Genomic DNA, 20,865 nt, shown 5'->3' with positions numbered 1-20,865 from the left:
CAATCGCGCCCCGCCATGACGACCACCGACCACAGCTCTCAAATGCAGCGCGACGCCGAAGGGCGGCTGCGACACCTGATCACTCTGGACGGCCTGAGCCGCGACGAGATCGTCGCCCTGCTCGATCTGGCCCAGTTTTACGCACGCACCCCAGGCGAGCTCGCCGCTCGCGATCAAACGCTGGCGGGGCACACCGTCGCCAATCTGTTCTTCGAGCCCAGCACTCGTACGCGCGTGTCGTTCGAGCTGGCGGCACAGCGGCTCGGCGCGGACGTGGTGAACCTGGACATGCAGTCGTCCTCTCGCGTGAAAGGCGAGACGGTGCTCGACACGATCTACACCTTGCAGGCCATGCAAGCCGACATCCTCGTGATGCGCGATGCCGAGCCTGGTTTGCCGGCGTACGTCGCGAAGTACGTCGCGCCGCATGTTTGTATCTTGAATGCGGGCGAGGCGCATTTGTCACATCCGACGCAGGGCTTGCTCGATGCGCTCACGGTGCGGCAAACCAAGGGTGACTTCGCCAAACTCAAGATTTTGATCGCCGGCGACATCAGCCACTCGCGCGTCGCGCGCTCGGCCTGGCATGCGTTCACGACGCTCGGCGTTGCCGAACTGCGCATCGCCGCGCCGGAGGATTTGATGCCTGGTAAGGATGAATTCAAAGGCGCCACGCGTTTCACCGATATCGACAAGGCGATCAGCGGCGTGGATGTGGTCATGACTCTGCGCATCCAGCGCGAGCGCATGAGCGGGGCGTCGATTCCCGACGAAGCAACCTATCACCACACGTTCGGCATCACCGCCGAACGCCTGGCGAAAGCAAACAAAGACGCCATCGTCATGCACCCCGGCCCGATGAATCGCGACGTCGAGATCGCCAGCGCCGTGGCCGATGGCCCGCAGTCGGTGATCCAGCGCCAGGTGACCAACGGCGTCGCCATCCGCATGGCCGTTCTGGCGACCATCGCCCGCAACGTGCAGGCGCGCCGTCACTTCCAGTGACGTTCGCGAGTGAGCCGTGCGGCTTCTGATTGGTACGGACTCGGAACTGGCGGCGGTCGTTCGCGCCGCCAACGAAATGCATGAAGCGGATCCGAGCACGCCGCTGCTCGTGCTGCTCGGTAGCGCGAGCACGTTTTCCTTCAAGCCACGCCCTTCGACCATTCTTGTGCCCGGCATGCCCGCCGGCGTGATCGCGGCCGTTCCCGTGCTCGAAGAGTTTGGAATTGCGAGCAGGTTGTCGAGTGAGATCGGGCTGCCGGGTTGTTATGACGGGCCGGTGCTGGAATTAGCGCAGCAGTGGCTGCAGAACATCGAACCGTCTCTGCGCGCTCAAGCTCGTATGAGCGTCGTCTCCGAAGAGCTGCTGCGATCCGCGGAAGATGTTGGCCACCAGCTGAACGTGCCGGTCAACGCAGTCTCTCCGTAACACCCTCAACAGTCCGGCAACTGGATCAAACAGGGACGTTTTTCCAGTAGCCGCTACAGGGAAGTACAGCAAAGTTGCGCGCGTTAGCGCGAGCGAAGCGATGCGACGGCGTGCGTCGCGGTGCCGGGAGGAGGTCTCCCACCTCGGCGGCGCGCAAGCCACAACGCCTCTCAAATCCCCTTCAACCGAAGTTGATCTTCGCCTCGAGGTTGGTGCGAGAGTCCGCGTAGGCCAGCGCATCTTCCATCGAAATCCGGCCCTGCTTGTACAGCTCGTACAGCGCCGTATCGAAGTGCTGCATGCCCTTCTCCGAGCTGGTGCGCAGAGCTTCCTTCGCACCGAGCACGTCGCCTTTCTTGATCAGCTCCTGTACGTGCGGCGTGTTGATCAGCAACTCCACCGCCGCGACGCGGCGCTTGTTCTTACCCGGCACCAGGCGCTGCGCGATGATCGCGCGAAGGTACTGCGAGAGGTCGAGGAAGATCTGCGTGTGCTGATCCAGCGGGAACATGTTGATGATGCGGTCGAGCGTTTCCGCCGCATTGTTCGCGTGCAAGGTCGCCAGCACCAGGTGGCCGGTGCCCGCGAGCATGATCGCGGACTCCATCGTCTCGCGATCGCGAATCTCGCCGATCAACAGCACGTCCGGCGCGGCGCGCATGGCGCTGCGAAGGGCGCGTGCGTAGGACTTCGTGTCCAAACCAACTTCGCGCTGGTTGATGATCGACTTCTTGTTCGAGTGCAGGAACTCGATCGGATCCTCGATCGTGATGATGTGGTCCGAAGAGCTCTCGTTGCGATAATTGATCATCGACGCGAGCGTGGTCGACTTGCCCGAGCCGGTCGCGCCGACCATGAGCAGCAGGCCGCGCTTCATCATCATCAAATCTTTCAGGATCTCCGGCAGGCCGAGATCGTCGATGCGCGGCATGTCGGCAGTGATGTAACGAAGCACCATCGCGGGATTGCCGCGTTGATGGAACACGTTCACGCGGAAGCGGCCGAGGCCGGGCTCGGAAATCGCGAAGTCGATCTCCAGCTCGTCGTTGAACGCGTCGATCTGCTCCTGGGTCATCAAGCCATACGCAGCCTGACGCACCACTTCCGGCGTCAGCATCTGCTTGTTGACCGGGAAGATCTGGCCTTCGATCTTGATCTTGATGGGCGCGTAAGAGGTGAAGAACAAGTCGGAGGCGCGCTTGTCCACCATCAACTTGAACAACGGCTTGGTGTTGAGAACGACCGCGCGTTCCTCACCGGTGTTCTCGGCACTCGCTTCGCTATTGATCGTTTCGCCGTCGGCAGCCATGTTCTGGAATTCCAACTATCTACCAATGACGCCTTCGGACTCTTCATCCATGATCCGCAGGCTGTCGCCGCCCTCATCGGGAAGCTTCGCTTCGCGCTTGCTCTCGAGCTTGATGCGCAGGCGCACTTCGTTCTTCGAGTCCGCATTACGCAGCGCATCTTCGTAGGAGATCATCCCGCTCTCGTACAGGTCGTACAGCGACTGGTCGAAGGTCTTCATACCCAGCCGGTTCGACTTGCCCATCACATCCTTGATCTGCGCAACTTCGCCCTTGAAGATCAGGTCCGCGATCAGCGGCGAGTTGAGCATGATCTCCATCGCCGCGATGCGGCCGGTGCCGGTCTCGCGCGGAATCAGGCGCTGCGAAATCAGCGCTCGAATATTCAAAGACAGATCCATCAGCAACTGTTCCCGGCGCTCTTCGGGGAAGAAGTTGATGATGCGGTCCAGCGCCTGGTTGGCGCTGTTGGCGTGCAGCGTCGCCAGCACCAGGTGGCCGGTTTCGGCGAACTGAATGCCGTATTCCATCGTGTCGCGGTCACGAATTTCGCCGATGAGGATCACGTCCGGCGCCTGGCGCAGCGTGTTCTTGAGCGCCACGTGCCAGTTCTCGCAGTCGACGCCGACTTCGCGGTGAGTAATCACGCACCCCTTGTGGTTGTGCACGTACTCCACCGGATCTTCGATGGTGATGATGTGACCGCGGGTCTTTTCGTTACGGTAGTTCAACATCGCGGCCAGCGACGTGGACTTACCCGAACCGGTGCCGCCGACCAGAATCACCAGGCCGCGCTTGCTCATCACGACGTCGCGCAGGATGAGCGGCAGCTGCATTTCTTCCAGTGTCGGGATCTTGGCATTGATGGTTCGGACCACGCAGCCGATCTGGCCCTGCTGCACGAACGCGCTGACACGGAAGCGGCCGATGCCGGCGGGGGCTATCGCGAAGTTACATTCCTTGGAGGCGTCGAAGTCGCGCGTCTGCTTGTCGTTCATGATGGAACGAACCAGCACCGCAGCCTGCTCCGGCGTGAGCACGCGCTCGGACTGCGGGCGGATCTCGCCGTCGACTTTGATGGCGGGCGGGAAGCCCGCGGTGATGAACAGGTCCGAGCCCTTGCGGTCGACGACGCGCTTGAGCAGGTCCTGCATCAGCTTGATAGCTTGTTCGCGTTCCATTTCGCAACCTCAACTTTCAGCGCACGGGCGCTTAGAACGCATCCTTGTTTTGGGCGCGGAAGCGTGCTTCTTCCTTGGTCACAACGCCCTTCTGCAACAACTCGGCCAGACATTGGTCGAGCGTCTGCATGCCGTCTTTCTGGCCGGTTTGAATCGCCGAATACATCTGCGCGATCTTGCCTTCGCGGATCAGGTTACGAATTGCCGGCGTGCCGATCATGATCTCGTGCGCGGCCACACGGCCGCCGCCGATGCGCTTGAGCAACGACTGCGAGATCGCTGCGCGCAGCGATTCGGACAACATGGTTCGCACCATTTCTTTTTCCGCCGCGGGGAACACGTCGACGATACGGTCGATGGTCTTGGCGGCAGAACTGGTGTGCAAGGTGCCGAACACCAGGTGGCCGGTTTCCGCCGCGGTCAACGCCAGGCGGATCGTCTCCAGGTCGCGCATTTCGCCGACCAGCACCACGTCCGGATCTTCACGCAACGCCGAGCGCAACGCTTCGGAGAAGCCGAGAGTGTCACGGTGCACTTCGCGCTGATTGACCAGCGAGCGTTTGCTCTCGTGCACGAACTCGATGGGATCTTCGATCGTGATGATGTGATCGGGCTTGTTGTCGTTGACGTAGTTGACCATCGCCGCCAGCGTCGTCGACTTGCCCGAGCCCGTCGGCCCCGTCACCAGCACCAGGCCGCGCGGCTGCATGGCGAGATCCTTGAAGATCTTCGGCGCATTCAAGTCATCGAGCGACATGATCAGCGAGGGAATGGTCCGGAACACCGCAGCCGCGCCACGGCTTTGGTTGAAGGCGTTGACGCGGAAGCGCGCCAGCTTCGGAATCTCGAAGGAAAAGTCCGTCTCGTAGAACTCTTCATAAGCCTTGCGCTGCTTGTCATTCATAATGTCGTACACCATGCTGTGTACTTCCTTATGAGAGAGCGCCGGCATGTTGACGCGCTTCATGTCGCCGTCGACACGGATCATCGGCGGCACACCGGCCGACAGGTGCAAATCCGAGGCGTTGTTTTTGACGGCGAAAGCCAACAGCTGCGCGATATCGACAGGCATGAATCTTCCTTCCAATCCGCAGACCCCGCCGGGACAGGTCAGGGTGGTGCGGACGCAAAAGATGAGCGTGCGGCAGTATAACGGAGCGGTATCGGGCTCAATATGTTAACCGGTCCGCAGATTTCGGCTGACACAGTGACAGACAGTGCATCTGGAAACCTGGCGAATAACTGGGCGCAGACCCGGCAACGCATTGCCACAGCGGCCTCGCAGTGGGGCAGACTGTGCGATTCCGTCGGACTGGTCGCAATCAGTAAGGGCCACCCGGCCAGCGCGATCCGCGCGGTGGCAGCCCTGGGTCAGCGCGACTTTGGCGAGAATTACCTGCAGGAGGCGCTGCCCAAGCTGCAGGAATTGCAGGACCTGGAGCTCACCTGGCACTACACCGGCCAGCTCCAGGGCAACAAGACCCGCCCGGTCGCGGAGCATTTCCATTGGGTCCATACCCTGGATCGGCAGCGCATCGCCCTGCGTCTGAACGAGCAACGGCCGCACTACGCCCCGCCACTCAATATATGTGTGCAAGTCAGCCTGGCGCCCGAGCCCGGCAAAGGCGGCGTACCGCCCGAAGAAGTGTTGCCCCTGGCCCAAAGCGTGGCGGCGCTGCCCAAGCTCAAGCTGCGCGGGCTGATGTGCATTCCGCCGCCGCGCGATAGTTTCGATGAACAGCGTGCGCTGTTCGAACAACTCGTCGCTTGTCAGCGTCAGCTACTGGATGCGGGCCTCGCCGTCGATACTTTATCGATGGGCATGTCGGCCGATCTGGAAGCCGCCGTCGCGGCGGGCGCCACTTGGGTCAGAATCGGCACGGCCATCTTCGGCGTGCGAACTCCCAAGTAGACGCAACGGTTAAGCGACAACAGTCCGGATAGAATTTCACGGATTCATCTAGACAAATAAGTATCCGACTCATGAAACAACGCATCGCATTCATCGGTGGCGGCAATATGGGGCGCAGCCTGATCGGGGGCTTGATCGCCAAGGGCGCCGATCCCGCACAGCTCGTAGTCGCCGATCCGTACGCACCGACGCTGCAATCGCTGCAAGCTCAGTACAACGTACAGACCGTCAGCAACAACGCCGACGCCGTGCGCGATGCAGACGTGGTGCTGCTCGCCGTCAAGCCGCAGGAATTGCGCAATGTGATCAGCTCGTTGCAGGAGCAGCTTCTGCGCACCCGTCCGCTGCTGATCTCGATAGCCGCCGGCATTCTCGCCACCGACATCCAGCGTTGGGCTGGTGGCGTGCCCGTCGTGCGATGCATGCCGAATCGTCCGGCCATGCAAGGCTGCGGCGTCACCGCGCTGTACGCGAACGATCTGGTCACCGATGAGAACTGCACGCTCGCCGAGCAGATCCTCGGTGCGGTCGGCGCAACGCTGTGGGTCGAGCGTGAAACCGACATGGATACCGTGACCGCGATTTCCGGCAGCGGCCCGGCCTATTTTTTTCTGCTGATCGAGATGCTGGAAGCGGCCGGGCAGTCGCTCGGCCTGTCACCGGAAGTGGCGCGCAAGCTCGCGGTCGAGACGGCGTATGGCTCCGGATTCATGGCGCACGAGTCAAGCGATTCGCCCGCAACTTTGCGCCAGCAGGTCACGTCCAAGGGCGGAACCACCGAAGCGGCGCTCAAGCACCTGGAAGCGAACAACGTCCGTGCTATCTTTTCGCAGGCCGTAGCCGCCGCCGCGCAACGCTCGGCGCAATTGGCGAAAGAACTGGGGAATTAGCGGTTGGCCGTTACCGGATAGTTTCAGAATCGGAACCAGATCGTCGCCATTCTTCTTGCCAACTCCCAACTGCTAAGCTCAAACCGCTCTCATGGAATCCATCAGATTCATCATCGGCACCTTGCTCCAGGTGCTGCTGGTCACGGTCTTCTTATTGCGCGTGTTGTTGCCGTTGGCCCGCGCGGAGACCCGCAATCAGCTATCGCAAGCGGTGATCCGGATGACCAATCCTCTGGTCCTGCCGCTGCGTAAAGTGCTGCCGCCGATCGGCAAGGTCGACACCGCGTCCATCGTCGCGTTGATCATCGTGCAGGCGGCGGCGGTCGCGCTGATGTGGTTACTGGGCAGTTACCCCTGGATTTTCACGCCCGGGCAGTTCATTACGGTCGTGCTCCTGACGCTGATCAGGACCATCATCAACTTCTACATCTTCGCGCTGTTCCTGTACGTCATCCTGAGCTGGATCGCTCCCGGCACCAACAGCCCGGGCGCGGCGCTGATCGACACGCTGTGCGAGCCGCTGCTGCGTCCGGTGCGCCGGGTGATTCCGCCGCTCGGCGGTTTCGACCTCTCGGCGTTGTTCGTCATCATCGGTCTGCAGGCGCTAAACATCGCGATCACCTGACAAAGCGATCGGTGCTATAACCAGTTCTCCATGCCCTTTTGGAGAACATCGGTGCTCAATAACACACGCAAGCACACCGCCGTTCGCACTTCCCGGAATTCGCCCATCGGTCCGCTGCTCGCATTGCTCGCGGCCACCGTTCTGGTCGGTTGCACGGAGCAGCCCGAGCAACGCGCCATGCCGGCGCAGGCGCTGGACGAAACCTTCAAGGACTTCGGAAATTACGAGGTGCATTTCAACGCGCTTCGCACCGACGAGCTGACTCCCGAGGTAGCGCGCGCTTATGGCATCCAGCGCAGCGCCAATCGGGTCATGCTCAACGTGACGGTGTTGCGCAAAGAAGCCGAGCATGCGCCGCGCAAGCCGGTGGAAGCCAGCGTGGCGGTGGACGCCTACAACTTGAACGGGCAGTTGAAGGACATCGAGATGCGCCGTGTTTCCGAAGGCGAAGCGATCTACTCCATCGGCGAGGTCACGATCGCCGGCACCGAAATTCTGGTGTTCGACATCAACGTCACACCGCAGGGCGAATCGTCGCCGTTCAACGTGAAGTTGAAGCGTGAATTCGTCTCGGATTAGACCGGCAAAAGTCGCGCCTTTTGCCGGTCGCATCGAAAGGGCCTCGGCCGCTTTCGATCAGAAGAGCAGCCTCGGCAAAAGTCGCGCCTTTTGCCGGGCGCATCGAAAGGGCCTCGGCCGCTTTCGATCAGAGAAGTAGTCCGAAAGTCGCATTCGCCTGACGATTTGGCCTCAACGAACGTGCTGTCGCTGTGAGGGAGTGCGCGGGAGCCTGAAAAAATAGGCGAAAAAACGGGTCGGCTGCTTATTTCCCGGCAAATCTTGTGCTATTTTCCGCGCGTCTTGCGATTGCCCGCGACCGATCCATTTCAAGACGGCGCGATTTGTCACTTACTCAGGAGACTACAAATGGCAAAAAAGAATGCTGCGCCGACCAAGTCGGAGATCCTTGCGCAGATTTCCAAAGACACCGGTCTTGCCAAGAAGCAAGTGTCCGATGTGTTTGAGTCGTTGAGCGGCGTAGTGAAGAAGAGCCTGAAGGGTTCGGGACTGTTCACCCTGCCGGGCCTGCTGAAGATGAAGGTTGTGAAGAAGCCTGCCACCAAGGCTCGCGAAGGCGTCAACCCGTTCACGGGCGAGAAGATGACCTTCAAGGCGAAGCCCGCCAGCAAGAAGGTGCGCATCGCTGCACTGAAGAGCCTGAAGGAAATGGTGAACTAAGAGTTCACTGCTTCTGATGCTTTTCGCGGCGCCGGATTCCTCCGGCGCCGCTCCCGACTCCTCTCCTATCGATCGACGACCACTTTCAGCTTCAAGCGCACCCGGTCGCGATCGGAAATGTGCAGTAACCCTGCGATTCGCTGCACCAACTGCTCCTCGTGCTTGTCGATCCGGCCGTCCGCGTGACTGACGCGCCAGAGCATTTCCACGATCTGAAGCTTGTCTGCCTCGGGCAATTCCCGATTCAATCGATGCGTGAATTCGTGCAGCGACACCGCTTTGTCGGCGCGCTTCGCGGCATTGACCATGAGCACATCGAGCGCTTCGTCGCTCAGCTCGAACCGCTTCTGCAACAGATGACGGATGGCCTGCACCTCGGCATCGCTCTCGGAAAAATCAGCGCGAGCCAGCTCCAGCAGCAGCGCCGCCGTCGCCAGCTCGAACGGCTCGCGATCTTCCAGCACGCCGCGCGGCACGGCATCTTCGCCAAAAATCTTTTTCAATTGACCCAGTAACATGCGTACTCCGTAAGTCCGGCGCGCGGCTCAGCGGCCCAGATGCGCCAGCTCGATCAACCATTGCACCACGACCTGGCGCAAGTCGTTCAAGCGGCCGTGGAAGAAGTGTTCCACGCCGCTCAGCACCGCCAGGCGGGGCGACTCCGGCAATGCTTGCGCCCATTGTTGGATGTCGTTCGGGTCGACCAGTTCATCCCGATCGCCCTGCACGATCAGCCAGGGACATTGCGGTAACGAGCCATCGTCGACTCTGACTCTGCGAATCGCGGGCGCGACCGTCACTAATCTCGCCACGTCGCGGGCCGCAGCGGCACGAATCGCAACGGCGCCACCGAAGGAAAATCCGCCGAGCCACAAGCGTGCACCAGGCCAGCGCTGCGCGGCCCAATCGAGCACGGCGATTGCGTCGTCGGTTTCACCATTGCCTTCGCCGTAGCTGCCGGTGCTCGCACCTACGCCGCGATAGTTGAATCGCACCGACGGCGCACCGGCTTCGTTGAATGCTCTAGCAATCGAATACACCACTTTGTTGGTCATGGTGCCGCCGTATTGCGGGTGCGGATGACAGATCACCGCAACCGACTCGGGCGCGGCTATCGCAGGAGGTACATCGAGCAGCGCTTCCAGCGTGCCGGCCGGGCCGGGAATGGTCAGAGCTTGTGAGGCGGTCGGGGCGGTTGCAGTCATTGTTCCAGGGTACCATTCATGGCCGGGCAGACGGCACCGAAGCCCGAGGCAGCTCCTGCACGTTCGTGCGGCCGCTGTATTCCGGCAGCCTGCCCAGCAACGGCGAAGTTTCGCACCGGCTGACGGAACATCGACTGCCGTCCTTCAATTCTTTCTGAATCCGACCTTGCGAGACTGTCATGAAGCTTACTTCCTCCAGTTTCCAGCACGATCAGCCCATTCCGGAGAAATTCGCGTTCGGCGCGCCGGATCCTGTGCTGCACATCCGGCTCACGGATAATCACAATCCGCAGTTGCAGTGGGCCGATGCGCCCGCGCAGACGCGCAGTTTCGCGTTGATCTGCGTCGATCCGGACGTACCCACGCAGCCGGACGATGTGAACAAGGAAGGGCGCAGCGTGCCGGCGAGTTTGCCGCGCACCGATTTCTATCACTGGGTGATGGTCGATATCCCGGCGCAGACTACCGAAATCAAGGCTGGCGAAAGTTCCAAGGGCATCGTCGCCGGTGGCAAAAAAGAGCTCGGCGGCCCGGCCGGCTCACGCCAGGGCGTGAACGATTACACCGGCTGGTTTGCGGCCGACGCCGACATGAAAGGTACGTACAAGGGTTACGACGGCCCGTGCCCGCCCTGGAACGACGAGATCGTGCATCACTACAATTTCACGGTGTACGCGCTCGATTGCGCGAAAGCGCCGGTGGATGGCGATTTCACGGGGCCGCAGGTGTTGCAGGCAATTCGCCCGCACATCCTTGCGCAGGCGACGCTGACCGGCACTTACTCGAACAATCCGAAATTCAACAAGCCCAAGCCGCTGGATAAATAAGCGGCTGGGAATTTTTCCCCAGCAGGAAAAAATAAAAGAATAGTCCCCTCCCGTACACGGGAGGGGACGGTCAGGGTTCGATGGTGGTCAAGGCGCCGGCGGTGGCGGCGGGTCTTCGATCGCCAGCAACTCGACATCGAACAACAGCGTCGCATTCGGCGGAATCTGTCCGCCGCCTGCGCCCGTTGCGCCGTAGCCCAGATCGGAAGGAATGATCAGCTGACGCTGGCCGCCGGGCTGCATGCCCTGCACACCCTCCTCCCAACCTTTGATCACCTTGCCCTGGCCGATGACGAAACGAAACGGCCGGCCGCTCTCGCGCGAGCTGTCGAACTGCTTGCCCTTACGCCCGGGCGCGCTCGGGTCATACAGCCAGCCCGTGTAGTGCACGACCGCCTGCTGCCCTGAAGAAATACCCTCGCCGGCTCCTTTGACGAGATCGATCTTCCGCAGCTCGGTGACGGGCGCCGCCGTCGGCGGAGGATTCTCCATCGGTCGGCGCGCCGTACTTGGGGCATCGTTACCGCACGCCGCCGCGAGCAGAGCCGCTGCGACGCCAGCCAGCATCAATGACGATGAACGCTTCATTCTTCTGATCCGGTTTCTTGATCCAGGCGCTAATTGTGCCCGCGAGTTACGCCGTCTTCATCAGTAGCCGGTTCAAGCGCTGCACGAACGCCGCGGGCTCGGGCAGCTGACCGCCATCGGCCAACGTGGCCTGTTCGAACAACAGCATCGACAGGTCGTTGAACTCCGCATCCTCGGCGGTCTTCTCGATCCGTTGCAGCAATGGATGATTCGGGTTCACTTCCAGCGTCGGCTTGCTGACCGGCGCCTTCTGCCCCGCCGCTTCCATGATCCGACGCATCTGCGCCCCCATGTCGTACTGACCGAGCACCAGGCACGCGGGCGAATCGGCCAGGCGAGCGGTCACGCGCACGTCGCTGACCTGCTCGGTGAGCGCCTTCTTCATGCGCTCCACCAGATCGGTGTGACCCTTCGAAAGCTCTTCCTGCGCCTTCTTTTCCTCGTCCGACTGAATGGCCGCGAAATCCAGCTCGCCGCGCGCCACGTTCTTCAGCTGCTTGCCGTCGAACTCGCGCAGGTGATCGACCAACCATTCATCGACGCGATCCGACAACAGCAGCACCTCGATGCCCTTCTTGCGCAGCACTTCCAGATGCGGGCTCGACTTCGCCGCGCCGAAGTTGTCGGCGAGGACGTAATAGATCTCCTTCTGGCCTTCCTTCATGCGGCCGACGTATTCCTCGAGCGACACGTCCGCCTCGGGCTTGTCGGCCAGCGTGCTGGAGAAGCGCAGCAGCTTGGCGATGCGCTCGCGATTGGCGTGATCCTCGGCCGGACCTTCCTTCATCACCGTGCCGAATTCTTTCCAGAACGTCGCGTACTTTTCGGGCTCGTCCTTCGCCATCTTCGCCAGCATGTCGAGCACGCGGCGCGCGAGACCGGTCTTCATGGTCTCGATCGCCGGATCGTGCTGGAGCATTTCGCGAGAAATGTTCAGCGGCAGATCGGCGGAATCGACCACGCCTTTGACGAAGCGCAGATACAGCGGCAGGAACTGCTCGGCGTCATCCATGATGAACACGCGACGCACGTACAGCTTCAAACCGCGAGCGCCTTCGCGATGCCACAGGTCGTAGGGCGCGCGCGACGGGATATACAGCAGGCTCGTGTATTCCTTCTTGCCTTCGACCTTGCCGTGCGACCACGCGAGCGGATCGGTGAAATCGTGCGTGACGTGGCGATAGAACTCTTTGTATTCCTCGTCCTTCAACTCGGTGCGCGGCCGCGCCCAGAGCGCTTGCGCCGCGTTGACCGTTTCGAATTCCGGCTTCGCATCCTCAGCTTTGACTTCGGCAACGACGGAGTCGTCCTTCTTCTCTTCGTCCTCGCCCTTGTACGGCGCCGGCTTCGGCATGCGCACGGGGAACGCGATGTGGTCGGAATACTTCCGCACCAGGGAACGAATGCGATATTGATCGGCGAACTCGTGATCGCCTTCCTTCAAGTGCAGCACGATGCGCGTGCCGCGCTCCGGCAGCTCGACGTCAGAAACCGTGAATTCGCCGTCCGCCTGCGAAACCCAGTGCACGCCGGCGCCCGCCTCGAGGCCGGCACGGCGCGAGAACACTTCCACTTTCTCGGCGACGATGAACGACGAATAGAAACCGACGCCGAACTGGCCGATCAGCTGCGCGTCCTTCTTCTGATCGCCGGTGAGCTTGGCGAGGAAGTCGGAGGTGCCGGACTTGGCTATGGTGCCGAGGTGCTCGATGGCTTCCTGGCGACTCATGCCGATGCCGTTGTCGACGATGGTGATGGTGTGCGCCTTGTCGTCGGCGTCGATGGTGATGGTCAGCTCAGCGCCACCTTCCAGCAGCTCGGGCTTGGCGAGCGCCTCGAAGCGCAGCTTGTCGAGCGCGTCGGAGGCGTTGGAGATCAGCTCGCGGAGAAAGATTTCCTTGTGGCTGTACAGCGAATGGATCATCAGCTTCAGCAGCTGCTTCACCTCGGCCTGAAAGCCCAGCGTCTGGGTCTGGGTCTCGTGCATGCCCGTGTCGTTCATTGAGTGCTCTCCATAAGTTCGCGTCGCGCCCAGCCGCCGGTCGGAATGGCGTGGCTGAACGGTGAAAAGCCGGTCCCGGGAAGACCAGCATAATAATTCGGACGCGTGGGCTTATGGGGCCCCCCGCTGAGGATTCAAGTACGGGGGGCCGAGCATTCTCCCCGATATATTTTTCGGGGAGTTACGTAGCGCGGGTCAGTCTTCGTTGGCCAGCGCCGCGCGGCGCCGACGCCAATAATCATAGAGCGACGCCGACAGCATCAGGCCGATGGCGGCCAGCGTGGCTTGCGGAGCCAGCAGCAACGCGAATCCAGTGAGCGCGAACAAGGCGAAAGCTAGCAGGAAACCGAGAATCTTAGGCGCCAGGTGCCGGGTGGCACACAGGGCGTCATCAAGGTTGTCCCACCACAGCAGCAGGAATTCCATAGGGGTCCTCAAAGTTGACGGCGACGACTCTAGCCGCGGCCAGTTGGGGTCGGTGTGAGCCGACTCACAGCAACAGCAAGCACGGCCGGTGATGATCGTCACAACTCTGAGCTTGCGGCGCCGCGGGGCGCTGCGTAGGCTGATTCACGACAGAAAGTGACTCTATTTGACAGTCGATTTGACAGTCGATCGTCTTCGGTAGAACGGCAGCGTCGGCGAGCATGCAAAAGATCGTCGTATTAAATCCCAAAGGTGGCTCGGGCAAGACCACGATAGCGACCAACCTGGCCAGCTATTTCGCGGTCGAGAAGCTGCGCCCGACGCTCATGGACATGGATGCCCAGGGCTCGAGCACGCACTGGCTCAGCAAACGAACCCAGGAGCAACCGCTGATCAGCGGCATTGCCGCTTACGAGCGTAATACCGGAATGACCCGCAGTTTTGCCACCCGTCTGCCGCTGGATACACAGCGCCTGGTGGTGGATACGCCTGCAGCCGTCGAGCCTCAGAAACTTCCCGACATCACACGCAATGCCACTGCCGTGCTGGTACCGGTGCTGCCCTCGGACATCGACATTCACGCCGCGGCCAAGTGCATATCCAATCTGCTGCTGATTGCCAAGCTGCGTCGTGACGATCAACGCATCGCGGTGATCGCCAATCGCGTGAAAAAGCAGACGCTCATCTACAAGTCGCTGATGAAGTTCCTGGAGAACCTGCAGATTCCGGTGATCGCGACGTTGCGCGACTCGCAGGCTTATATCCGTTCGGCCGAGATCGGCATGGGCATCTTCGAGATGAAGCCGAATGGAGTGCGCGAAGACCTGGAGCAATGGCTGCCGCTGGTTGGCTGGCTCGCGCAACGCAAGCCGCTGCCCATCGAGCCAGGTACACCGGCGATTACCTCGGCGCCGACTACTGCGCCGAAGACCGCGACCACGTCGCTCGAATCTCTCGTTCCACCTGCACCGCCTGCGAAGCCTGTGCTGGCGCAGGCGCTTGCCGCCCCACCTGTTCGCCCCAAGCCTGCTGCGGAACGTTCGACACCGCAGTTGAGCCCTGATGCGGTCGTGAACGCGCTCGCGAGTCCGGCCAGTGCGCTTACTCCTCGTGGCTCCAGCGACACGAAGATCGAGCGCTCCGAGTCGTTGCTGCCGTCACTGCTTCGCCGCGTCTTCGGCTGAAGCAGTTCGCGGTCACTTGCCGCTCTTCGTATCCTTGTCCCAGCTGCTCTTCACCTTGTCGGTCCAGCTCTTGTAGTTGGACCAGGTGTGCAGCGAGCGCGTGATCGCGGCATGACGCGAGTTGCTCGCGGGCTGCGCACGATCGAGCCAGTTGGCTCGCTGCGGCTCGCGAGGCGGAGCGCCAGCGCCGGCACGAACGATCGCACCCGCGTTCTCGCCCGCCCAGGCGCGATGCCGGCCAGTGGCGGTCATCTCATCGATCTTGGGTTCGGTGGTGGTCATATGTGATCTCCTGTTGCGAGCGAAGTTACGGAGCCCACACCACACGCAAGAGGAACTACATCACAGCGATCGAGTGACGTCTCCAGAGTGCGACAGCCATCGCAAGGGCGGCGCTTCTCACGTCACAAAGCGCACTGTATTTAACCGGCCGTTATGCATTATTGGAGTGATCGCACAGCGTCGCGCGCAAAACACATCGATGCGCGCGCGTGTTCAGAAACGCAAGTGGAAAAAGATCCGACACTCACGAGAGATAACAAATGTTCGGATGGCCACCATCCGACCAGATAAATAATTATTTCGCAGCGAGCAAAGCCGCGAACGCCGGTTTGATCTCGTCGAGGATGTCGTGGATCGCAGCAGGCACGAGACTGCTGAACACATCGAGCAACACCACTGCATTCACGATCGCATCCTGTCGGCTCGCCGCGCGCAGACGCGTCGCCATGCCGCGATTCACCGAGTGCACGCCGCGATATACGCGCTCGAGTTCGTTGAGCACGAAATCGCCCGACGCCCCTTCGCGCGCAGCGTAGTGCTGAGCGAGCAGATACATCGACGCAACTCGATACGCCGTTTCCGATTCGCTCGAGAATGGCAGATGGAAGCGCGCCATCGGGCGGAACACCGCGGTGCGCGGGCAGCCGCTCGACGCCATGATCAGGCCCATCAGCGAAGCGAGCGCTTGCTGTGCGGCCAACGTCGCAGTGACCTGCCGCTCTTCGCTCTCCACCGTCACTTTCACCTTGTCGTAGGAAACGATGTCGGTGAAGCCATCGATCACGCCAGCCAGCTGCAGGGCCGCGGGACAGTGCGGCGTCTCGGCGGCATTGAACGGACAGCCCGTGCACTGATTGAAGCCGAGCGCGGTCCATGCCGGTGGCTGCGGCACGTTCGGCGGGCTGAGCTCCGCCGTATCGCGATCCAGCTCCAGCTCGAAAGCTCGTTCCTGAGAATCGGGGAAAGTGAAGCGATAGGTAAGTGCGACCTTGCTCATGCGACCAGCCGATAGCAGGGCTTGTATTCGCCCGCGAGCTTCATGCGTTTTTGCCGCACGAACGCCGACAGCAGCTCATCGAGCAGCGTCATCACTTCCTTGTCACCGTGCAGTTCGAAGGGGCCGCGCTCTTCGATGGCGTGAATGCCGTTTTCCTTTACGTTGCCGGCGACGATGCCGGAGAACGCGCGGCGCAGATTGGCGGCCATCAAGTGCGAAGGCAGATCCCGGCGCAATTCGAGGCGCGCCATGGCCTCGTGCGTGGGCTCGAAGGGACGCTGGAAATCCTCGGGGATCTTCAGCAGCCAGTTGTAGTTGTAGGCATCGCTCCTGGTGCGTCGATATTCGCGCACCGCTTCGATGCCTTTGTACGCTTCGCGCGCCGCCTGCGGCGGGTCGCCGATGATGATCTTGTAACGGCTGCGCGCAGCTTCACCCAAGGTCGCCGCGATGAAGCGATCGATCTGACCGAAATATTCGGCGGCCGAGGGTGGCCCGGTGAAAATCACCGGCAGCGGCTGATCGGCATTGGCTGGATCGAGCAGGATGCCGAGCAGATACAGAATCTCCTCGGCGGTGCCGGCGCCGCCCGGGAACACGATGATGGCGTGCGCGCAGCGGACGAACGCTTCGAGACGCTTCTCGATGTCCGGCATGATCACCAGCTGATTGACGATGGGATTCGGCGGCTCGGCGGCGATGATGCCGGGCTCGGTCATGCCGATATAACGCCCTTCGCGAATGCGCTGCTTGGAATGGCCGATGGTGGCGCCCTTCATCGGGCCCTTCATCGCTCCTGGACCGCAGCCCGTGCAAACGCTGAGCGCGCGCAGGCCGAGCTCGTAGCCGACCCGCTTGGTGTAGTCGTATTCGACCGAGCTGATCGAATGGCCGCCCCAGCAGACCACCAGGTCGGGCCGGCCTTTGTAGTCGAGGATCCGCGCGTTGCGCAGGATGTGGTAGACCGCGTTGGTGATGCTGGCCGAATCGCCCAGGTCGAAACGCTGGCTGCCGAGAATCGCGTCGTGGATATAGACGATGTCGCGCAGGACGGCGAACAGATGTTCCTTGATGCCTCGGATCATCGATCCGTCGACGAACGCGCTCGCCGGCGCATTCTTCACTTCGAGCTTGATGCCCCAGGCCTGGCGGCCGAGCCGGATCTCGAAGTCTTTGTAGCGATCGAAGATGGCGCGCACGTCGTCGGACTCGAGGCCCGAGCTGAGCACCGCCAGCGCGCAGCGGCGGAACAGGTCGTAAACGCCGCCCTGCCCCGAGCTGAGCAGCTGCTGCACTTCACGCTGCGATAGATTTTCCAGGCTGCCTAGCGGCGAGACTCTGGCGTCGACCACTCCTTCGGGTTCGGCCTGGGTGACGGTCACCGAGGCCGAGGCGCGTCCATCGGTGGACGGCGCCTTCATCTTGAACTCTCTTTCACGGCAGGATCTCTATGGGCGTGTCGGGCGGCGTCATCAACCAGATTTCCACCATGTCCGAATTGGACACGGCGATGCAGCCCTCGGTCCAGTCGACATTCGCGTAGTAGTCGCGGGACTTCTTCGGAGTGTTCGGCTGGCCATGAATCATGATCGCGCCACCCGGACGCAGGCCCTGCTTGCGGGCGCGCTTCACGTCCTGCTCGTTCGGGTAGTCGACCTGGATGGAAAGGAAATATTCGCTGTTGGGGTTCCGTCGCGTCAGACGATAGGCGCCCTCGGGCGTGCGGAAGTCGCCTTCGAACTGCTTGTGCCCCTCGGGGCGCAGCCCGAGCGCGATCTTGAAAGCCCTGAGCGGGGCGCCGTTGTTCATCAGGTACAGCTTGCGCTCGCCCTTGCGGACGACGACCTTGTCCGCCAGCGGCAGCGCGGCTTCGACGCTGGAGGAGACCAGCGCAGAGGACTGCAATGGCGTTTCCGCCCGCAGCGGGGCGGCGGAGAGAAGCATCAACGAAGCGGCGGTGACTAGGACGGCAATGTTTCGCGGCATAGGAGTGGCGATGGTCAACGCTGACAGAGTATAGCGTGGCTGAGACTTATGTCGGCTCGCCGACAGCCGGATTGAGGCTGTAGGACATCCTCCATGTGTATCTTGGCGGCACGTGGCGGAAAAACCGTGATTTGGATCCCACTCAGTCCTGGGATTCGAGCGTCACACCGGTGCACTCACGCAGCGCCGGACCGGTCTCGGCTCGCAACCGGTATTTACGACCGCCGTAGACCTCCACATCCAGCGAATGGCGCGAGCCGCCCTTGGTCTCCGCTATCCGGCAGTCCACCAGCAAGGTGTGCTTGCCTTCCAGAACTTCGACCGAGGTCTGCGTGACACCGATGTCGTGACCGTCGACCTGCCGCAATATCACCGTGACCGGCGAACCGGCGGTGACCACCGGATCGCCCGTGATGCGGGCCACTTCGTCCCGATCTCGTTTCGGCCCGTCATACAGCTGCACACTCATGCAGCCGCCGACCAGCAGCGCCGCAATCGCCAGCAGACTCAGTTCGATGGACTTCAAGCCGAGGGCTCCGAAACACCTGTGGCTTCGACCAGCGGAATCACCAAACGTGCCCCAGGCTGCAACGAGCCGAGGTCGAGGTCCGGGTTGTACTGGCGCAGCAGCCAGATCGGAATGTTGTAGCGCTGCTGAGCCAGCACCCACACCGATTCGCCGCGCTTGATCACGTGCTCGCTGGTGCCCTGGATGCGGAAGCCCGTGAAGAACGCCTCCTGCAGGGCACGGTGATACTCCATGCGGCGCGCTTCGAACTGGTCGGGCGTGACCTTGGAGAACACCAGCTTCACCTTGCGACCGATCACCACCGGCGTCGCCATCGAGATGCGGTTCAGCTGGCGCAGCTGGCTGGCGCGCACGTCCAGCCACTCGGCGTAGTGACCGAGAGTCTCGGCCGCCTGCACGATGACCATGTTGTCGTCTTTGACGCCGTAATCGCTGGGGTCGGCCGACGCGGCCGTCTGCGTACCGGGCACCAGCGCCGGGCCGATTTCTTCGGCTTCGCGCTCCGACACCGGCTCGACCGCTTCAGCCTCGGCCGGCGGCTCGCTGACGGCGGCGATCGTCGCGACCGGCACTTCAGCTTCCACTGGCGGCTTGGCGCGCGCCGATGCCGCCAACGCGAGCACCTGGCCTTCGTAGATGAACTGGCGGTTGCGGATGTTGTTCAGCTCCATCAGCTGGTCTTCGGTCAGCCCGTGCTTCTTCGCAATCTTGCCGAGCGTGTCGCCACGACGGACCACATAGCTCTCTGCGCCAACCACACCGGTCGGAGGCGTTGGCTTGGCGGCGGGCAGCGCGGGCGGCGGTGTTTCCTTCGGGGTCTGCGCGACCGTCGCGGCTGGACGAGTGCCCTTCGCCGGCAGCTCCAATACCTGACCAATGCGCAGCCGGTAAGGGCGGTTCAAATCGTTCAGCTCCGCCAACTGCTGCTGGCTCACACCATACTGGCTCGCAATGGCCGACAGCGTCTCGCCGCGCTCCACGCGATGCTTGGATTCGGCAAGCGCGACTTCGACAGCCTCGGTCGCGCCGCTCGTATTCAGTTTGGCCATTACCGTCGACAGATCGATGTGCGAGGGCACGCGGAACTCATAACCGCGCGGCACATGGCGTGCGCCCTTCCAAACCGAGTTCAGCAACGCGGGGTTCAGACGGCGCAGCTCTTCGCGATCTACGTCGAGCGTGGTGGCGATGCGGCTGGCCGGAATCGATTGCGGCAACTTCAACACCAGGCTGCTGTCCGCAGCGTTGCGACGCAGGCCCGGAAAGTACTTCTCCGGGTTCTGATCGATTTCCAGCGCCGCCAGGAACGCCAGATAGAAGTTGCGCGAAGCAAAGCCGAACGAACGGCTGTTGTACTTGCGCACGATGGTGGTGATGTCGCTGGTGCCGAGTTGCTCCTGAGCGCGCTTCATGCCGCCAGGACCATGGTTATAAGCGGTCAGAGCGAGCGGCCAGCTGCCGAGAATGATGTAGTTCTGTTCGAGGAAGCGTGCCGCGGCCTCGGTAGAACGGTAGGGATCGAGACGCTCGTCAACCGTTGCGTCGATGCGCAGGAAGCGGCGGCCCGTGCTGCGCATGAACTGCCACATGCCGGCGGCGCCGACCTTGGAATAAGCGTAAGTGTTGAACGAGGACTCGACGTGCGGCAGCGACGCCAGCTCGCGCGGCAAGCCCATTTTCTGGAACGTATCGGCGATGTGCTCGCGCCAGGCGCCCGAACGCACCAGACCTTCGCGGAAGCGGTCCGCCTGACCCAGCTGGAAGCGCACTTCTTCGGCAGCCTGTTCGAAACGTGAACGGCGCGTGTTCTTCGGCCACAGCGCCTGAACGCGCAGCTCTTCCTCGCTCAGATCGTCGGCGCCGCTCGCCAGACGATCCAGGATGCGCGAGTACTTCTTCTTGGCGTCCTCGATGCGCTTGGTGCGCGTTTTCGGCGAAATATCCGAGGGAAACTCGAGCACTTCATAAACGACGCTCAAGTCTTCCGGGTCGTGCAGCAAACCGCCTTCGGTCGTGACCTCGGTGTAAATGCGGCGCCAGAACGCGATGTCCGGTTCCAGTTCGGCCGGCCTCACGAAGTGCGCGCTCTGGCTGGCGCTGGCGCGGACCGGCATGGCGAGCGTGATCGCCAGCGAGGTCAGCAACAACAGGAGGGTGAGGCGATACGAGGTCGTCTTCATGAAACTCGAGCAACGGGGAAGCTTGGCGGCAAGACTATGTAAAACCTTGGCGCTTGCACAGCGGTGCAGTTCG

At 61.9% G+C, this 20,865-nt stretch carries 23 protein-coding genes; 9 read left to right on the top strand and 14 right to left on the bottom strand.

Annotated elements, in window-relative coordinates; all coding sequences use genetic code 11:
- Positions 1 to 15 precede the first annotated feature (15 nt).
- Together EK373_RS08015 and EK373_RS08010 are read left to right on the top strand one after the other, a co-directional pair.
- A complete protein-coding gene (locus EK373_RS08015) occupies positions 16 to 1,005 on the top strand; it encodes an aspartate carbamoyltransferase catalytic subunit (protein ID WP_129642173.1) in 990 nt (329 codons plus the stop codon).
- A gap of 16 nt (positions 1,006 to 1,021) precedes the next feature.
- On the top strand, positions 1,022 to 1,432 hold the full coding sequence (locus EK373_RS08010; protein ID WP_129642172.1) for a hypothetical protein: 411 nt from the start codon (positions 1,022 to 1,024) through the stop codon (positions 1,430 to 1,432).
- A gap of 181 nt (positions 1,433 to 1,613) precedes the next feature.
- On the opposite strand, the gene EK373_RS08005 is transcribed toward EK373_RS08010, so the two are convergent.
- Genes EK373_RS08005 through EK373_RS07995 form a run of 3 tightly spaced genes read right to left on the bottom strand, consistent with a single transcriptional unit; the run spans position 1,614 to position 4,992 of the window.
- The gene (locus tag EK373_RS08005; protein WP_129642171.1) at positions 1,614 to 2,741 is read right to left on the bottom strand and encodes a PilT/PilU family type 4a pilus ATPase; all 1,128 of its coding nucleotides are present in this window, start codon (positions 2,739 to 2,741) and stop codon (positions 1,614 to 1,616) included.
- A 15-nt stretch (positions 2,742 to 2,756) separates the two neighbouring features.
- Positions 2,757 to 3,920, bottom strand: coding sequence for a PilT/PilU family type 4a pilus ATPase (locus EK373_RS08000; protein ID WP_129642170.1), 1,164 nt, complete (start codon positions 3,918 to 3,920; stop codon positions 2,757 to 2,759).
- Positions 3,921 to 3,951: 31 nt separating this feature from the next.
- A complete protein-coding gene (locus tag EK373_RS07995; RefSeq protein WP_129642169.1) occupies positions 3,952 to 4,992 on the bottom strand; it encodes a type IV pilus twitching motility protein PilT in 1,041 nt (346 codons plus the stop codon).
- Between the two features lie 135 nt (positions 4,993 to 5,127).
- Here EK373_RS07995 and EK373_RS07990 point away from each other — a divergent pair, with 135 nt between their 5' ends.
- The 5 genes from EK373_RS07990 (at position 5,128) to EK373_RS07970 (ending at position 8,586) form a co-directional block, all read left to right on the top strand.
- Entirely contained in the window at positions 5,128 to 5,832 is a 705-nt protein-coding gene (locus EK373_RS07990) for a YggS family pyridoxal phosphate-dependent enzyme (protein WP_232831041.1), read from the top strand.
- A 71-nt stretch (positions 5,833 to 5,903) separates the two neighbouring features.
- Complete coding sequence (proC, locus tag EK373_RS07985) at positions 5,904 to 6,722, top strand: pyrroline-5-carboxylate reductase (protein ID WP_129642167.1); 819 nt, start codon at positions 5,904 to 5,906, stop codon at positions 6,720 to 6,722.
- Positions 6,723 to 6,813: 91 nt separating this feature from the next.
- Positions 6,814 to 7,347 carry a YggT family protein gene (locus EK373_RS07980; protein ID WP_129642166.1) on the top strand — a complete coding sequence of 178 codons (534 nt, stop codon included), beginning with the start codon at positions 6,814 to 6,816 and terminating at the stop codon, positions 7,345 to 7,347.
- Positions 7,348 to 7,398: 51 nt separating this feature from the next.
- The gene (locus EK373_RS07975) at positions 7,399 to 7,926 is read left to right on the top strand and encodes a DUF4426 domain-containing protein (protein ID WP_157994274.1); all 528 of its coding nucleotides are present in this window, start codon (positions 7,399 to 7,401) and stop codon (positions 7,924 to 7,926) included.
- 348 nt (positions 7,927 to 8,274) lie between these two features.
- Complete coding sequence (locus EK373_RS07970) at positions 8,275 to 8,586, top strand: HU family DNA-binding protein (protein ID WP_129642164.1); 312 nt, start codon at positions 8,275 to 8,277, stop codon at positions 8,584 to 8,586.
- A 65-nt stretch (positions 8,587 to 8,651) separates the two neighbouring features.
- Here the strand turns inward: EK373_RS07970 and EK373_RS07965 are convergent, their stop codons facing one another.
- The gene (locus EK373_RS07965; protein ID WP_129642163.1) at positions 8,652 to 9,104 is read right to left on the bottom strand and encodes a tellurite resistance TerB family protein; all 453 of its coding nucleotides are present in this window, start codon (positions 9,102 to 9,104) and stop codon (positions 8,652 to 8,654) included.
- Positions 9,105 to 9,131: 27 nt separating this feature from the next.
- Complete coding sequence (locus EK373_RS07960) at positions 9,132 to 9,791, bottom strand: alpha/beta hydrolase (protein WP_129642162.1); 660 nt, start codon at positions 9,789 to 9,791, stop codon at positions 9,132 to 9,134.
- 179 nt (positions 9,792 to 9,970) lie between these two features.
- On the opposite strand from EK373_RS07960, the gene EK373_RS07955 reads away from it, so the two are divergent.
- The gene (locus tag EK373_RS07955) at positions 9,971 to 10,618 is read left to right on the top strand and encodes a YbhB/YbcL family Raf kinase inhibitor-like protein (RefSeq protein WP_129642161.1); all 648 of its coding nucleotides are present in this window, start codon (positions 9,971 to 9,973) and stop codon (positions 10,616 to 10,618) included.
- A gap of 87 nt (positions 10,619 to 10,705) precedes the next feature.
- Here EK373_RS07955 and EK373_RS07950 read toward each other — a convergent pair whose 3' ends face one another.
- The 3 genes from EK373_RS07950 to EK373_RS07940 all read right to left on the bottom strand — a co-directional run bounded on the left by EK373_RS07950 (position 10,706) and on the right by EK373_RS07940 (position 13,634).
- Positions 10,706 to 11,206 carry an FKBP-type peptidyl-prolyl cis-trans isomerase gene (locus tag EK373_RS07950; RefSeq protein ID WP_129642160.1) on the bottom strand — a complete coding sequence of 167 codons (501 nt, stop codon included), beginning with the start codon at positions 11,204 to 11,206 and terminating at the stop codon, positions 10,706 to 10,708.
- 46 nt (positions 11,207 to 11,252) lie between these two features.
- Entirely contained in the window at positions 11,253 to 13,208 is a 1,956-nt protein-coding gene (htpG, locus tag EK373_RS07945; RefSeq protein ID WP_232831040.1) for a molecular chaperone HtpG, read from the bottom strand.
- 195 nt (positions 13,209 to 13,403) lie between these two features.
- Entirely contained in the window at positions 13,404 to 13,634 is a 231-nt protein-coding gene (locus tag EK373_RS07940) for a hypothetical protein (RefSeq protein ID WP_129642159.1), read from the bottom strand.
- Positions 13,635 to 13,855: 221 nt separating this feature from the next.
- Here EK373_RS07940 and EK373_RS07935 point away from each other — a divergent pair, with 221 nt between their 5' ends.
- Positions 13,856 to 14,818, top strand: coding sequence for a nucleotide-binding protein (locus EK373_RS07935; protein WP_129642158.1), 963 nt, complete (start codon positions 13,856 to 13,858; stop codon positions 14,816 to 14,818).
- Positions 14,819 to 14,830: 12 nt separating this feature from the next.
- On the opposite strand, the gene EK373_RS07930 is transcribed toward EK373_RS07935, so the two are convergent.
- The 6 genes from EK373_RS07930 to EK373_RS07905 all read right to left on the bottom strand — a co-directional run bounded on the left by EK373_RS07930 (position 14,831) and on the right by EK373_RS07905 (position 20,792).
- Complete coding sequence (locus EK373_RS07930; RefSeq protein WP_129642157.1) at positions 14,831 to 15,100, bottom strand: hypothetical protein; 270 nt, start codon at positions 15,098 to 15,100, stop codon at positions 14,831 to 14,833.
- A 295-nt stretch (positions 15,101 to 15,395) separates the two neighbouring features.
- Positions 15,396 to 16,097: a DUF6901 family protein gene (locus EK373_RS07925; protein ID WP_129642156.1), complete on the bottom strand. Its 702-nt coding sequence runs from the start codon at positions 16,095 to 16,097 to the stop codon at positions 15,396 to 15,398.
- Positions 16,094 to 17,518: a nucleotide 5'-monophosphate nucleosidase PpnN gene (gene ppnN, locus EK373_RS07920; protein ID WP_129642155.1), complete on the bottom strand. Its 1,425-nt coding sequence runs from the start codon at positions 17,516 to 17,518 to the stop codon at positions 16,094 to 16,096. The genes EK373_RS07925 and ppnN overlap by 4 nt, the downstream gene beginning before the upstream one ends.
- Positions 17,519 to 17,531: 13 nt before the next feature.
- Entirely contained in the window at positions 17,532 to 18,041 is a 510-nt protein-coding gene (locus tag EK373_RS07915; protein WP_198683143.1) for a L,D-transpeptidase family protein, read from the bottom strand.
- Positions 18,042 to 18,225: 184 nt separating this feature from the next.
- Positions 18,226 to 18,609 carry a hypothetical protein gene (locus EK373_RS07910; RefSeq protein ID WP_129642153.1) on the bottom strand — a complete coding sequence of 128 codons (384 nt, stop codon included), beginning with the start codon at positions 18,607 to 18,609 and terminating at the stop codon, positions 18,226 to 18,228.
- Positions 18,606 to 20,792, bottom strand: coding sequence for a LysM peptidoglycan-binding domain-containing protein (locus EK373_RS07905; protein ID WP_129642152.1), 2,187 nt, complete (start codon positions 20,790 to 20,792; stop codon positions 18,606 to 18,608). The genes EK373_RS07910 and EK373_RS07905 overlap by 4 nt, the downstream gene beginning before the upstream one ends.
- Positions 20,793 to 20,865: the final 73 nt, after the last annotated feature.

The sequence above is a fragment of the Peristeroidobacter agariperforans genome (assembly GCF_004138335.1).
Classification (GTDB): domain Bacteria; phylum Pseudomonadota; class Gammaproteobacteria; order Steroidobacterales; family Steroidobacteraceae; genus Steroidobacter; species Steroidobacter agariperforans.
The sequence above is the reverse complement of the archived record's forward strand: the minus strand, read 5'-3'. Positions and strand labels throughout refer to the sequence as shown.